Genomic DNA, 14833 nt, shown 5'->3' with positions numbered 1-14833 from the left:
TCTATATGTTTGTTTTTTTATATTTATACTTACCATCCTTTTTCTCAACGAAGTATATATCAAAGGCTCCAATATTTAGCTCTTCTGCCTCTCTGGCTAAAACATCTGCATACCTTATATTTCTAAATTTTATTGAGTAATTACATCCAGCCTTTAACGTGCAAGGAGTAGATATTAGTTGAAAATTGCTATAGCCCATGGTCTCAAGTGTAGAGTATAGAAATACTGCTTTATTCTTTGTTTCAAAAACAGCTATATAATAATTTTGATCCATAGAATTACCTCCTTCTTATACTATAAAATATTTTCCTTAGTCAATAATGGTTACACTTTTTTATAATCCATAAGAAACTTCTCTCTTTTTTCTAACCTTATTTAATAAGAACCTTGGGTACACGGATTTCAAGAAAACTTCCTTGAATATATACTAAAATATATACTAATGTCTCAATAAAAGAATTTTTATGAAACCCTCAAATGCAAAAACATTTGAGGGTTTCATATCTATACTATGATAATCTAATAATATTTAAAGATGCTCCTACTCCACTTCTTAGTACCGCTGCTCCTAGCAAACCAAAAAGTTCTAATCCCACTGTATCGCCATCTCTTAAATTAGCTATAAGTGATGCATTATATTGAGTGCCTAATAATGGCTGTATATTGGAACCAGCTAGAGGATTTCCATTTACTGTCACCCTAGAGCCTACAGCTACTGCTACAGTAAAATTTATATTATAGGTTATATAATATCGTCCTGTTTCTGGAACCATAAATAAAGTATTAGTTCCATTTGGAATAAATCCATCTAAATTCTGAGCATCTGGCAATGGAACTAAAGTTCCAGCTGGTACTACTGCTATAGTTGCTCCAGAAGCATTCGCCGCAAACATTGAATCTGCTGTAACAACTTCTCCTGGATCTTCTGGACAATCCATCCACCAAGGCCATCTACCACAATGACAATGACAACGACAACGGCAAGGACAAGGCCTAACCCATCTATTACAATTATAATCTATACTTTTATTAATGAAATCTCTTGGTATGATATACGAATTCGATTGGATATTTTCATCATAACATTCCTGGATTTTTCGGATAAATCCGTTATTATCTTCCATATATAACACGCTCCTTCTTTTCATCTAATTGTAATATAGAGTTTAATAAATCTAGAAAAAACAATCTACAGCTTGTTCATTCCCATTAATATTGTATGTTTTAATAAATTAAATGGTTACACCTATTAATCAACTTAAAATAGATAGTAGAATACGACTTTTAACGGCTAGCTCATTTTCACTCTTAATTCACATAAAATCATTAATAATTTAACAGGTATAATCTCCTTTCAGTAGCAAGTTGACACCTTGTCTAATATACTAAGGTATAAATCAAAATAAAGGAGGGATAAATTACTATGGCTACAGAATTATTTAAACTTGTTATGAGTGCAGTTACAACAACGACAACAGATACTAATCCAGAAGTGGAGAAATATTTCTATAAATTAAGAGAAGATGAGAGATCTGGAGGTACCATAACTATTCCATCTACTCAATTCATGGATGATTCTGGTAATGCGGTTACAGGAAATCTTACAACTGTAGCAACAGACAATGGATATTACTTGCTATTTGTAAATGGAGTATTACAGCAATCTGGTCTATATACAGTTAGTGCCGATGGTTCTCAAGTTGTAATACCTCAAGCATCTACAGTCCCTGTTGATGCCCCTATTATCCTAGTAGTAAATAACTTTGCTCCAACTTCTACTTCTACAACTACAGTAACAACTTAACATCTAAATTTAAGGATGTGCCACATAGCACATCCTTTTTAAACGCATATATCTTTATTATCCTTAAGAACACATTATTTGTTTTATACATAAACTAATTACATGTGAGCCTATATTTATTTTCGGAGTGATATCTATGTACACAAAAGATTCTTCTTTAAACAATGAGAAAAGGTTATTAAAAGCCGATGTTTATCATTATAACGCTCTGTCCGATGGTAAAAAAAGGATTTACACTAATCAAGATGAATTGATAGAATATGGAAGCAGAGGTATCCTCGATCCCAATGATGTTTCTTATTTTAATTTGTTCATTAATGGTGTATTACAACCTAGGGTTAACTATGAAATTGAAAAGGGATTACTGTTATTAAAAACTAAAGATGTTCCTCAAAAAGATGTAGCTATTATTATTTCTTTTATTACCTTTATAGAAGAAGAAACTACAAATCTTAATTCGGCTGCTGCTAAAGGTCATATACCATTAGGACATATCTCTGTAGGTCCTGTTACTGATTCTAATATTATAGTTCAGAATTCCATAAAAGATTATCTAAAACTAGAAAAAAATATTATATCTGGTCCTACATCTATTCCAACAGGACATATTGGCAATTGGAAGTTTTCCCTGACAGTCTCCAATATAGGAAGTATCCCAATTAATAATATTATTGTAACAGATAATATTATTCTAGATTCTATCTTAAACATAATAAACTTTTCTCCATTCCAAGGTGATATCATTATAAATGATTCAACTATTACTTGGAATTTAAATACTTTAAATATAGGAGAATCTGTCACTGCAAATTTTGAAGTAGAGGGTCTTTTCAAAGCCGATGGCACTCGCTTTATCAATAGAAGTTTGGCAATCGGTGATAGCCCATTAGGTGAAGTTAGGTCTGATATTGTCTGTGGAAAATCAATAGAAATTGTTAGAAGTCTAGATATTACTAAGACCATCACATCTGGACCAACAAAAGTAAATGTTGATAAAACCAATAGCTGGAGAGTAGAAATAAAGATAAGTAATTCTAATAGTAATAATATATCTGATGTTATTATGACAGATACATTATTTATAGATAATATAAATAATGCTAAAATTATCAGTATATCCCAAGGCAATGCTAGTCTAATAGATGATAAAATTATTTGGGAAGTCGGTCTACTAAAGAAATTAGAAACTTCAGTTTTAGTAGTAGACATTATAGGTTCTTTTTCTAAAGATGGATTTAGAAATTTAGATACTGCCTCAGTTCTTGGTAATCTAGCTACTGGTGAAATATTTGCTGGTCCTGCAGATGATATAGAAATCATAGTTTTGCCTGATCAAAGTACCATAAAAGAAAGATTACTATTACAAAAATTTATTGTAGATGAACCTCTAGCAGCCTTCTCGGGTAAGTTCAGAACATGGTGCTTCTCTTTAAAAGTTACTAACTTAACTAGTGAGGTTTTAAAGAACGTAATTGTAACAGACTATATTTTATTTGACGAGATTAATTATATTAATACCCTATTTATAGTTTCTGGAGGCATTCTTGTAGCTCATAATTCTATTATCTGGAGTATTGAAGAGATTCCTCCTGGTAAAACCTTAACTGCTATGTTTAAAATCAAAGGTCTCTTTAATGCTACAGGTTTACGTTCTATAAATAGAGCTATTGCCTCAGGTTTAGATTCGAATCTGGATTCGTGTATACTATCTAGTATATCCTCTGGTCCATCAGTCAAAGTTTTTGACTTTATACATGATTTAAAAAACACCTGTATTATTACTGACAAAGTTTTTTTTCAATGTCAACAAAAATCTTGCTTTAGAAATATAATAGTAGATATAGGTAATGATACTTTCAAAAATATTATATTTAAGCAAGGCTTTATTATAGAAAATACCCTAGTGATAACTGATATAAAGGATAAGCTGAATTTCAAAAGAATTCAGTTTTTCCTAAAAATACCATTTGAAATAACTACTATGGAGGGAGATACGATTAAAGGATATTTACCTGATACACCTCAAGATATCGTTATGTTTACCCCAGATAAAAGAGATGAATTTTCTTTTGATATTCTATTAGATACTAATTCAAAGATTTTAACACAGTCTATTGAATTAAACAATCTATTAAATTTTTCTGTAGGGGTGTTTATAATTATTAAAGCAGTAGAAAAAGTTCAATTATTTATACCTAGTTTTGAATTGAATCCTAAACCTTCTCATTATGAAAACTCTAATAATATTTCAGTCCTTGACACCTTTAAACTTAGAAAACTTCCCAATTTTTTTCCAACAAAAGAAAAGCCATTTTTGCAAAAAGAATCACTAAAATCTAACACCTGTAACCTATGTTCTCCTATATTTGGTAATTTAACTATTAAAAAATATATTATAGCAGGTCCCTTAAATGTTAAACCTAAGGTCACTAATACATGGATAATAGAAATTCAAATATCAAACAATGGGCATGGCCCTGTCAATAATATTATTATGACCGATGACTTATTTTTAACTGATTTGGTTAGTTTTAATATCATTAGCCTAAGCCAAGGCACTGCCTCTCAATCAAATGGCCGGATTATCTGGAATATAGGAGATTTAAATTCTTCTACTATTGTTGTACTAGTTGCAGAAATCACTGGTTATTTTCATAGTCAGAATAGCAAAGTCATATATGCAGAAAATTATCAATATAACACAGTTTCAGATGGAGTCAAAAAGAAATTTACAAATGATGATGAGATAAAGATATACGGTGATAAAGGGATTCCTAATCCAGATTTAGTCTCATATTTTAATTTATTTATTAATGGGGTATTACAACCCAAAGTTAATTATACAATAAAACCTGGACTTTTGACTTTAACAACAGTAGATATTCCTCAAAAAGGTGCACCAATTATTCTTGAGTATTTAATAATAAAGAATTCAAGTAACCAACTTTTAAAAGCAGAAACTTATCAGTATAATACTCTTGCAAATGGAACAAAAATATACACAAACAGTGATGAACTAACTATATACGGTAACAAGGGAATACTAGCTCCTCATCAAACCTCTTTTCAAAGTCTCTTTGTGAATGGAGTAATTCAACCAGGTATCAATTATATAGTTGAAGCAGGTCTCTTAGTATTAAAAGCAGAATATATTCCCATAGAAAGGTCACCTATTTATATACAATTTATAACCATGTTTTTAGAAAATTAATTAATATAGGGTTATAGGCTAATTAGCCTATAACCCTATTAAAAGTATTCTATAATCCTAATTTAATTGTCAGTTTTTCAAGCATATCCCTAGTCATTGCATCTAAATCATATTTTGGATTCCATCCCCACTCTTCTCTAGCAGCTGAATCATCTAATGAATTTGGCCAAGTATCAGCAATACCTTGTCTTATCGGATCCACATCATAATCTAGTTCAAATTCTGGTATAACTTTTTTAATTGATGCAGCTAGCATTTCTGGATCAAAGCTCATTGCAGTTACATTAAATGCATTTCTATGGATTAGTTTAGATGAATCTGCTTCCATAAGATTTACTATAGCATCTAATGCATCTGGCATATACATCATATCCATCTTGGTTCCTTTACCTATGAAGCTGGTGTATTTCTTGTTCTTTAATGCATCATAATAGATATGAACTGCATAGTCTGTAGTTCCTCCACCTGGTAATGTTTCATAGGAAATAAGACCTGGGAAACGAACTCCTCTAGTATCTACTCCAAATCTCTTGAAATAATAGTCACATAATAATTCTCCAGCTACCTTTGTGACACCATACATAGTTGTTGGTCTTTGAATAGTGTCTTGTGGTGTATTATCTGGTGGAGTTGTAGGTCCAAAAGCTGCAATAGAAGATGGTGTATATACCATGCAGTTTTCTTCCCTCGCTACTTCAAGAATATTGTATAGTCCATTCATATTAATATCCCAGCATTGCTCTGGATATTTTTCACCAACAGCTGAAAGAATCGCAGCAAGATTGATGATTGTATTTATATTATGTTTTCTAACTATTTCTGATACTTCTTTGCCTTTAGTTATATCTACTATTTCAAACGGTCCGGATTCAATTAACTTTTCATGGCCTTCTTTTACTCTTCTACCACTAGCAACTACATTGCTTGCCCCATAAATTCTTCTTAGTTCCGTAGTAAGTTCTGAACCAATTTGTCCTAATGCTCCTGTCACTAATATTTTTCTCATTAAATGCACCCCCACTATAATTAATAACTTTTAGTTCGTCATAATTATATCATATTTCGCACAATTTGAGTATCTATTTATAATTAAATATATAATATTTAATAAAAACAAATTCCTATTCCCTTAGGCCCTAAATGTGCTCCAACAACCGGGCCTAATTCATCAATTGTTATTACAGCATTAGGAAACATTTCTTCTAATTTATTTTTTAATTTCCTAGCATCTTCTACATCTAAAACATGGCATACCCCTATTTTTTCAACATTAGATGGAACCTTGTCTATTATAGCCGATAATGCCTTATTTTTCCCTCTTAATTTTTCTAAAAGCTTAAGTTCTCCATTATTTAGCTCAATTATAGGTTTAATATTTAATAGATTACCTACTGTTGCTTGAACTGCTGAGAGTCTACCACCTCTACTTAAATATTCTAAGGTCTCAGTAGTCAAATACACATGCATTTTCATCTTTTTATAATTTAAATGGTTTTCAATTTCTCTAGATGTTTTTTCTTCCTTAGCCATCTTCACAGCATCCTCAACTAGAAATCTTAGATTTGAAGCTGCCATCTGCGAATCAACAATAGTAATCATTTTATTCTCTAACATATTTTTTGCAAGCACTGCACTGTTATAAGTGCCACTTAATTTAGAGGATAAAACAATGGCTATTATCTCATCATATCCTTCTTCGAAAGCCTTATTAAAAGCATCTAAAAACTCACCTGCCGCAGGCTGGGATGTAGAAGGAAATAGTTTTGTAGTACTTAACTTATTATAAAACTCATCAAATTCTCCTGGAAATGGTTCCTTACCAGTTTCCTCTCCAAATACGTAATTTAGTGGAACTATGGCTATATTTTCTTTTTCTGCATACTCTCTAGTAATATACCCCGTACTATCGGTTATTACCTTTATTTTTGGCATTTCATTACCTCCCTTTATTTATAATAATTCTGCTATTAATTAATAGCAGAATTATTATATTATTTCATACTTTTATTTATTTTACAACTATTTCTTCTTTCTTATTACCCATTTTATAAGATATATTAGAAATATTATAAAACCCTCCATTATATTATCACTACATGAGAAAGCCTAGGATTAAAAGCTCCTAGGCTCAACCCCATTATTTAATTGATTTAGCTGCATGTTCCCCACTTATACGTCCACTAGTAACTGCTAATTGAACAGCACTTCCTGACATATAAACTTGATTATACATATTTCTATTTGAACACTCTCCACCTGCATATAGGTTATTAATTATAGAGCCATCTTCCCTTAGTACTCTGTAATATTCGTCAGTTTTTACACCACCGAATGTGCCCATTGTCTTAGGATAAAATCTTAATGCATAATATGGTCCTGCATTAATAGGTACTAGCATTTCTTTCATCTTACCAAACTGATCATTTCCTGTTTCACATCCCTCATTAAAGGTCTTTATAGTATTTGTCAATGAATCAGTTGGCACTCCCATTGCATTTGCCAGTTCTTCTATGGTATTTCCTGTAGCTATTTCTTCATTTGGTAAAGCTGATTTAAATAGTTCAGTGGCCTTAATATTAGATTCCTTTGAATCTAGAATCATCCAAACACTTTTCTCACCAGCAACCTCATTAGTTACAATTGAATAATGGCTTGCTTCATTAAAAAACCTTTCTCCTTTTTCATTTACTAAAATCTTAGAGCTATCCCAATCTAATATTCTTAGCTCCGGAACACGAGATGTAATACCTAAACCTATTACCCATGGATCTTCATATAAAGCTGCTCCAATTTTCTCAGCCATCAGGATTCCATCACCTGTACTACCTACGGTAGCAGCACTTAACTCTGCAGTTCCTGCCATCTCAGGAATAAAACGATTTAATAATTCCTCATTCTTAGCAAAACCACCAGCTGCTAAAATTACCTTCTTGGCATTTACTTTGATTTTTCCATCTTTCCCTTCCGCAATAACACCTATTACATCACCATTACTGTTAGTAACTAATTCTGTTACTTTTGTTTCAGTAAGTATTTTAACACCTTTCTCAGTTATATACTTTTCAATATTTCCAGTTAAAGCGCTTCCATTACCACCATCTGGAAAATGTAGTCTTGGAACTGGATCAAAACCGAAACCTTCTATTTTTCCATATTTATGCTTAATAGTATCAACTAGCCAGTGAGTGGTCTTAATTGCTTCATCCATAAATTTATCCACTCTATTATAATCAGGATACTTACCATCTGGATTACTAGTGTTTTGACGCTCCTTCCATAAAGTCATCCACGACTCTTTAGTATCTTTTATGCCAAGCTCCTCTTGAAATCGAGAACCAGTAGCAGAAATTCCTCCGCCTGATAATGCAGTAGAACCTCCTACAGCAGCAAGTTTTTCTAAAAGAATCACATCTGCACCATTTTCATAGGCTGAAGCTGCTGCTGCAAGACCAGTACCTCCACCACCAACAACTACTATATCAGTTGTCAATTCTGTCTCAGATACAGACGCATCATTGTTACCTGCTGCAGCCTTAAGAACATCTACATCTCCACCTGCTTGTTTTACACAATCCTCAACAGCTGCTAATATAGCATTAGAAGTCATAGTAGCTCCTGCCACAGTATCTACTGACAAAGTTTGACCTTCAACTATACTACTTGGTATACGTTGGATTGGTGTATCACTTAATCCAGGGGTTTCACTATGTTCTTTAACAGTTACTGACACAATAGACTTTTCATCAAATACTACTTCCACCGTTACATCACCATTGTTACCCTTTGATGTCGCTGTATATGTACCTGGTTTAAAAGTAGTTTCACTGTTTATATTATCCTTTGGAGCATCAGTAGGTGTATCTTTTGTACAACCTACAATGCCAAGCATAAGTATTATGCACAGTAACATACTTAATGACTTTTTAAATTTCATATAAAATACCTCCTTGTTTGATTTATATTTAACTAATTAAATTTTATATTCTTGGGTTAAAGCTACGTCAATATAATATTTTCATAAAATTAATATAAGAAAGGCAATAAAACTTGGGCTAACCCAATGTTTCATTGCCTTTCTTTCTTCCTGCATATACTGTCATATATAACTCTCTATTTCTTATATCTAAATTAAAAGGATTATTCTCTATTATAGGTCCAATATCGGTTATTTCTAGTTTCTCAAAACTGGCATCCTCTAATCTTTCTAAATTCTTTTCTCTATTATAAACTTCCTTTTTCTTAGGTAACAACGACTCAAAATCCTTTGATTTTTTATCGAAATAATGATATGTCCCAACTAAAATTCCATTTTCCTTCATTAATGAAGAGCATATAATTGGAAGTGATTTATCTTCTGTCTCAGCATAAATCTTAGTCATACCATGATCGATAATAAGATCAACACTTGAATTTCCAATAGGTAATCTGTCTACATCACAACATAAGAAAATAAAGTTACTATGACTATAATGGAATTCTATATTAGTCTTTATATTGGTCAATCTGTCTTTATCATAACAGACAAGAATATATGTAGAATCTTTAGGTAAGTTCTTTATGTATTGCATTAGGAAAGAACCTACGCAATGATCTAATTCTAATATATACTTAGGCTCTTTTGTATATCTTAATATATAATCAATTGATTTAGCCATACCATTATAATAGAAATTAATAAATTTAGGAGATGCTGCATTTAAAAATTCCTTTTTAGTCGGCATAGTTTTGCTATTTAATTTTTTCTCTTTTACTGCCTTCTCATCTACATATATTCCATTTTCAATAGAAGCTATGAATCCACATTTGCACTTGATTTTTCCTGCCATAATCATGCTCTTTTCTATAATTCCATTAAAAATTTCCATTATAGAGCCACAGTATGGACACTTTATAATTTCAATTGAAGATAGGGGCAACCCTAATTTTGATAATTTATCTTCATCTAATTGAAGCTTCATTATTTTATCACTAATAAAAGTACCCATAGTTTTATATTTTTCTATTTTCTCTTCAAAATCTTTCTTTTTATCTTCTAATAGAGACAAGTAATATTTTCTATATTCGATGGTCATATCTCCAGCAAGACGATGATAACATAATAGCTCTTGGATCTCGGATAAGGAAAAACCCATTGCCTTTAGTTCAATAATATTTTCTAAGTCCCAGCTATCACTCTCATCGAATCTATAATGTCCACCTTTTTTCTCAGTTATCAAAAGTCCCATATCTAAATAATGTCTTATTGTATCATGTGTTGTATTATGTTTCTGTGCAAATTCACCTATTCTCATTTTACCATCTCCCTTCATTTAATTGTATTAGTAAAATGATTACACTTATTATTTTATCATAACTTTCAAAGTCGTTAAACAATTGTTTAACGACTTTGAATAAATACGTACTTAGTCATATTATTAGGGCATTTTGCAATAGTTTTAACCTATTCATCTGAAAGTTCAACTTCAATAAATAATTTCTTTAATCTGCCAATTAATACCATCATAAATATTCTTAAAATAATTGCAATGAAAGCTACAACAGACATCAATATCCTAAAATTAAATAATAATGCAAAGCTCATTAAGGAAATATTAATAATTGAACAAATTGTGTAGGTTCTTAGTTTTCCTATATTTTCATTAGCCACCTCAGAATAATCATTAGTATCTAAATATTCAATAGAGGATTCTAGTGTTTTGAAAAACAAAATTAACTCAATAACATTATACATTATGGCCCAAATTGACATAGCTATGGAACTATTTAAAGAGCCATTAGAAAAATAATCTATTACTCCACCTATAAATGATATACTCGTAGCTAATATCCCCATATTGTGCGCCTTATGAAATAATTTTAGCTTAGTTTCTTCATATAGTATTCCTAATCCCCTAGAGATTACCAGCAGTCCTACAAAGGCTGGAAAAATTTTCATTGTTCCAAATTTTATGTTAAACGTTGCAATAAAGATTCCCCAAAAGATTTTATTATATCCTTCATACATTAGATCTCACCCCTTGCCTTTAAATACTTGATTATTTCCCAAGTACTAATATCGTAATTTGTATATTTAATACCATGCACTCGTCTATAGAAGAGGTCTTCATTTGAATCCTTATAGTAAATCTTCGGCTCTATATTATATAGATTAAATTTTCTTAAGATATCCTTTGGATGCTTAAATACTGAATTTATTCTTAGAACATCATTATTTTTATATTGGATTTCTGAGATATCACCATAACCAATATCTCCTATTTTTATTTCTACTAAATCATCTACATCCTTTAATAAGGAAGACTTCACATTTGTTATAGTTATATCTTCTTTGACTTCCATTATCGCTGATGAGGTTCCATCAGAAGAACTAGTGCTACTGTAAGATTTCAAATGTTCATTTTTATAATTGTTATCTTCATCATAGTAATTATAAAATATTATTCTACCAAGGTTTACATCTATTACATCGCCATCATCAAAAGTAATCCTTGCATTATTTAATTCAATTTCATCAAATTCTCCTAAACTTCTTATATCCATTGTAACGTAAAGGTTTCGAATAACATATCTACCATAGACTTCTTCTCTAAAATTGCTACCCCATAGAAATATAGGAAATATATCTCTCCTACTACTATAGTTCCCTGCATATAACACAAGGTTAGGATATTCCTCAAAATAAATATCAGTAATTCTTCTCTTATCTGAAATATTGGTTATGTATTTTAAAACAAACTCATCTTCTCTATATGAATTACTAGAAACCTCAAGCATTGTTTCTATATAATTCTTAAAAAATACTGGTTTATCTAATTTCATAAACATAGCAAGTCCTAGAGAAATTATTATAGATAAGCTGATAATGATTATTCCTATTTTAAAGATTTTTCTATTTAACTCCATAGAATCACCCTCCTCCATATATCTTATCATATATCATATATTATGATGCTAAATTTCCTCTTATAGATTTTTCTGCAGCATTTATCTCTGGTTTTGTCATTCTTTCTGTTATATTTCTGTACTCGATAAAAAGCTGTTTCAAATTGTTCTTCAGTCATAAACAATACCCCTTCTTATTTAATTGTATCTTGTTTCCAATTAAAAAACATTAATATATTAAGTGATTATACTAATGTCTTTTTATAAGTATGATTATTATATTTACTTTTTATTTTCCTCTACTTCCCATTTGTTTTGGTGAAACTTCCATTAGATTCCACCTATTTTTTCAATCTATCTATAATTCTAAATATTGATATGTCCTATCTTGGCTTAGGTTAGCTTATAATACTACAAACATATTTCTTCTGATCCCTTATATCTCCGTCAATTAACATTGTTATTTTTTCAAGATTAACAGGCTGTAAGATAACACTTGCTATTTTGCCAATAGATACTGGGTTATTAATATCTATCTTTTGAACAACTGTTACATCTGAAAGCACTGCATATGGTATAGTTCCTGCTTTATCTCCAACTCCACTCCTAGCATAAACTGCTAATTGATATAACATATCTCTAGGTAAATTTCTATCCCATAAATCCCTATATTTAGCATCTAGCAACTTTACCACATTACCATTTTTCATAAGAGCAAAATCTGGTCTTGGTGTTGATGAACGTCTTCCCCTTGGGTTGTGTGCTAGAGTATAATCCAATAGTATTTAATTCTTTCCTTATTATCCTATTTTATAGCATACTAATAAAGTAAGTTAGTTGACTGGCACTGATATCTTAATTCAAGAATTCACAATTGTTTATCAAATGACTTTAATTTTTTCTAAAATCATCAATAAATCTAGAATTACCATCATCATCTATATACTTCCAAAACTTCCATCCATTAGTGGATGTATTTGTTTTACCACTTAAATCTTCCTTAGCCTTATCTGCAGCCAGAGATACTGAATAATTATTTCCCGCATAAAAGATATTCTGTGTATCAATATTAAAGGTTGCTTCAACCTTATTTCTATAGTAATTTGCATGAATCTTTATAGTACCAGTATTTTTTATAATAGGCTGTTTATAAAAGTCATCAAATATTGCTTTTTCTTTAGACATTACATACTTATCAATTAAATCCATAATTAGATTTGCTCTAACTTCTAAAAAATCAGTATAAAAATCATCATATAAGCCACTTAGTATATCTTCTGGTATCAAATGATATTTTAAGCTCTTATCAAGTGCAGGATTGTTCAGTTTTAGCTCTTTTAAATAAATTGAAGGAGCTTTTTTACCAATCTTGATATTTGTTATCTTAGGAATTAATGTTCTATTTGCTACACTATCTATTAAGGAAATAGCATTTTCATCATCCTTAAAAGAAGTTTTTAAATACTCAACTGGGAATATATGGTGATCTTCAATTTTATCATAAATCGTCAATTTATTACTATTCGGCCAATCAATAAGCCCACCAGCATCAAAATTAATCATATTTAAGATACCCTTATAAACTACACTACCCTTTTTATTAAATGTTAGAATATCGTCAGCCATCATTTGAATCTTTAATCTAGTAAAATAAGATCTATCGCTTATTTTTTTATTTCTTGCAATATTGCTTAAAGCTATGGAATCTTGGATAATTACTTCATTTGAACCTGAAGAATATCTTTGAGACAAAATTGAAGCCCAATACCAATATTTAATAAAATCCAGTTGTTTCTCATTCATTTGAGAAAAGTCATTGCCTTTTAATTCACGTAAAAACATAATCAAAGGTATTATCATATTTTCATATGGCATCCAAGATTGAGATAAGATAAAATTACCTTTATACAGAAAATCTAAAGCTTTTTTATAATAATTGCAAACTTCATTCCAATATTCTACGAAATGCACATAATTTAAACTACCTAATATATATGACCTATTAACCTCCTTCCCATTACTCACAATATATGCTATAGCTCTTACTATGATTTCCCGATTAAATACATAGCCTGTATCAGCAAAGGCAACCTGTAACTCTTCAACCTTCTCTCTTAAATTAAATCCTTTATATAGTTTGGCTGCAAGTATATCAATAAAGTTCAACTGAATACCTTTACTATTACTTCTCTCAAAGAATAATGAAAATTTATCAGTATTCATATTTAAAAGGTAATAAGAAAGTAGTTTCTCACTGGATAATAGTGAATCAATTTTCTTACATACTATTAAATACCTTCTGAAATTAGATATCAATTCATCATCATCCATCCCAGCAGTAAATGTTAAATTATCAAAGTAAGTCTTTCTAATATCATCCTCAAAAAGATTATCTATTGCTATTTTGTATGCATGAGATATGTTAATAGATAATCTTTCATCATCCTCTTGTCCTCTAAATTCGTATATTAGTTCCTCAAGACTTCTATCTTTAAAATCAGTACTTTGAACATCATCATCTAATTCTTCATCATTTCTTATAATTAACCACACTTCATCAATACCTTTTAATGCTCTATACAAAGATGTAATTCTTTGTTGCCCATCAAGTACAAGTCTAAAATTATTTATTTGAGTTTCACTTTTAATTTCTTCTTTACTATATGATTTAATCTTTAATTTAGCTCTGCTTCCAATACCCTTCCTTGGCCTTTTATCAATTTCTCTAACCGTAATTTCAAAAGAAGGTTTTCCATAAATAATTGCACCAATGAAAATATCTCTTACTAAAGAATCAAATAAATCATATGTTTTCCCTATATCCCAGACAAAATCTCTTTGGAACTCTGGCAAAACGATATTTCCTTTATCTATATCATTTATCAAAGACTTTATTGATTCTGTTCTTTGTGGATCCATCATGTTTTTTTCCCCCT

At 30.5% G+C, this 14833-nt stretch carries 12 protein-coding genes; 2 read left to right on the top strand and 10 right to left on the bottom strand.

The annotated features are described in order from the left end of the window. Nucleotide 1: 1 nt before the first annotated feature. Both KQI38_RS02755 and KQI38_RS02750 read right to left on the bottom strand, forming a co-directional pair. On the bottom strand, nt 2-274 hold the full coding sequence (locus KQI38_RS02755) for a putative Se/S carrier protein (protein WP_216555451.1): 273 nt from the start codon (nt 272-274) through the stop codon (nt 2-4). Nucleotides 275-509: 235 nt separating this feature from the next. Continuing rightward, nucleotides 510-1124, bottom strand: a complete 615-nt coding sequence (locus tag KQI38_RS02750; protein WP_216555449.1) for a BclA C-terminal domain-containing protein — start codon at nt 1122-1124, stop codon at nt 510-512. A 299-nt stretch (nt 1125-1423) separates the two neighbouring features. Here KQI38_RS02750 and KQI38_RS02745 point away from each other — a divergent pair, with 299 nt between their 5' ends. Then, the gene (locus KQI38_RS02745; RefSeq protein WP_216555446.1) at nt 1424-1804 is read left to right on the top strand and encodes a DUF4183 domain-containing protein; all 381 of its coding nucleotides are present in this window, start codon (nt 1424-1426) and stop codon (nt 1802-1804) included. Nucleotides 1805-1940: 136 nt separating this feature from the next. Beyond that, on the top strand, nt 1941-5015 hold the full coding sequence (locus KQI38_RS02740) for a DUF4183 domain-containing protein (RefSeq protein ID WP_216555443.1): 3075 nt from the start codon (nt 1941-1943) through the stop codon (nt 5013-5015). 49 nt (nt 5016-5064) lie between these two features. Here the strand turns inward: KQI38_RS02740 and KQI38_RS02735 are convergent, their stop codons facing one another. The 8 genes from KQI38_RS02735 to KQI38_RS02700 form a co-directional block, all read right to left on the bottom strand. After that, nucleotides 5065-6021 carry an L-threonine 3-dehydrogenase gene (locus tag KQI38_RS02735; protein WP_094900193.1) on the bottom strand — a complete coding sequence of 319 codons (957 nt, stop codon included), beginning with the start codon at nt 6019-6021 and terminating at the stop codon, nt 5065-5067. Between the two features lie 98 nt (nt 6022-6119). Next, nucleotides 6120-6947, bottom strand: a complete 828-nt coding sequence (locus KQI38_RS02730) for a DegV family protein (RefSeq protein WP_094900192.1) — start codon at nt 6945-6947, stop codon at nt 6120-6122. A 205-nt stretch (nt 6948-7152) separates the two neighbouring features. After that, a complete protein-coding gene (locus tag KQI38_RS02725) occupies nt 7153-8949 on the bottom strand; it encodes an FAD-dependent oxidoreductase (RefSeq protein WP_094900191.1) in 1797 nt (598 codons plus the stop codon). Between the two features lie 118 nt (nt 8950-9067). Then, nucleotides 9068-10306 carry a MerR family transcriptional regulator gene (locus KQI38_RS02720; RefSeq protein ID WP_216555440.1) on the bottom strand — a complete coding sequence of 413 codons (1239 nt, stop codon included), beginning with the start codon at nt 10304-10306 and terminating at the stop codon, nt 9068-9070. A 149-nt stretch (nt 10307-10455) separates the two neighbouring features. Next, the gene (locus KQI38_RS02715; protein WP_216555432.1) at nt 10456-11019 is read right to left on the bottom strand and encodes a hypothetical protein; all 564 of its coding nucleotides are present in this window, start codon (nt 11017-11019) and stop codon (nt 10456-10458) included. Beyond that, the gene (locus tag KQI38_RS02710; RefSeq protein WP_216555430.1) at nt 11019-11918 is read right to left on the bottom strand and encodes a hypothetical protein; all 900 of its coding nucleotides are present in this window, start codon (nt 11916-11918) and stop codon (nt 11019-11021) included. Before KQI38_RS02710 ends, KQI38_RS02715 begins: the two co-directional genes overlap by 1 nt. A 377-nt stretch (nt 11919-12295) precedes the next feature. Then, on the bottom strand, nt 12296-12676 hold the full coding sequence (locus KQI38_RS02705) for a hypothetical protein (RefSeq protein WP_216555428.1): 381 nt from the start codon (nt 12674-12676) through the stop codon (nt 12296-12298). A 112-nt stretch (nt 12677-12788) separates the two neighbouring features. Then, a complete protein-coding gene (locus KQI38_RS02700; RefSeq protein ID WP_216555426.1) occupies nt 12789-14819 on the bottom strand; it encodes a GmrSD restriction endonuclease domain-containing protein in 2031 nt (676 codons plus the stop codon). Nucleotides 14820-14833: the final 14 nt, after the last annotated feature.

The organism is Tissierella carlieri (assembly GCF_018917285.1).
Taxonomy (GTDB): Bacteria; Bacillota; Clostridia; order Tissierellales; family Tissierellaceae; genus Tissierella; species Tissierella carlieri.
Note: the sequence above shows the minus strand (reverse complement) of the source record. Positions and strands in the feature narration are given on the sequence as shown.

What these genes read in the sequence shown, in the direction of transcription:
- KQI38_RS02745 (WP_216555446.1), top strand. Translation starts at nt 1,424, where the DNA reads ATGGCTACAGAATTATTTAAACTTGTTATGAGTGCAGTTACAACAACG.
- KQI38_RS02750 (WP_216555449.1), bottom strand. Translation starts at nt 1,124, where the DNA reads ATGGAAGATAATAACGGATTTATCCGAAAAATCCAGGAATGTTATGAT.
- KQI38_RS02710 (WP_216555430.1), bottom strand. Translation starts at nt 11,918, where the DNA reads ATGGAGTTAAATAGAAAAATCTTTAAAATAGGAATAATCATTATCAGC.
- KQI38_RS02735 (WP_094900193.1), bottom strand. Translation starts at nt 6,021, where the DNA reads ATGAGAAAAATATTAGTGACAGGAGCATTAGGACAAATTGGTTCAGAA.
- KQI38_RS02755 (WP_216555451.1), bottom strand. Translation starts at nt 274, where the DNA reads ATGGATCAAAATTATTATATAGCTGTTTTTGAAACAAAGAATAAAGCA.
- KQI38_RS02725 (WP_094900191.1), bottom strand. Translation starts at nt 8,949, where the DNA reads ATGAAATTTAAAAAGTCATTAAGTATGTTACTGTGCATAATACTTATG.
- KQI38_RS02720 (WP_216555440.1), bottom strand. Translation starts at nt 10,306, where the DNA reads ATGAGAATAGGTGAATTTGCACAGAAACATAATACAACACATGATACA.
- KQI38_RS02715 (WP_216555432.1), bottom strand. Translation starts at nt 11,019, where the DNA reads ATGTATGAAGGATATAATAAAATCTTTTGGGGAATCTTTATTGCAACG.
- KQI38_RS02730 (WP_094900192.1), bottom strand. Translation starts at nt 6,947, where the DNA reads ATGCCAAAAATAAAGGTAATAACCGATAGTACGGGGTATATTACTAGA.
- KQI38_RS02700 (WP_216555426.1), bottom strand. Translation starts at nt 14,819, where the DNA reads ATGATGGATCCACAAAGAACAGAATCAATAAAGTCTTTGATAAATGAT.
- KQI38_RS02740 (WP_216555443.1), top strand. Translation starts at nt 1,941, where the DNA reads ATGTACACAAAAGATTCTTCTTTAAACAATGAGAAAAGGTTATTAAAA.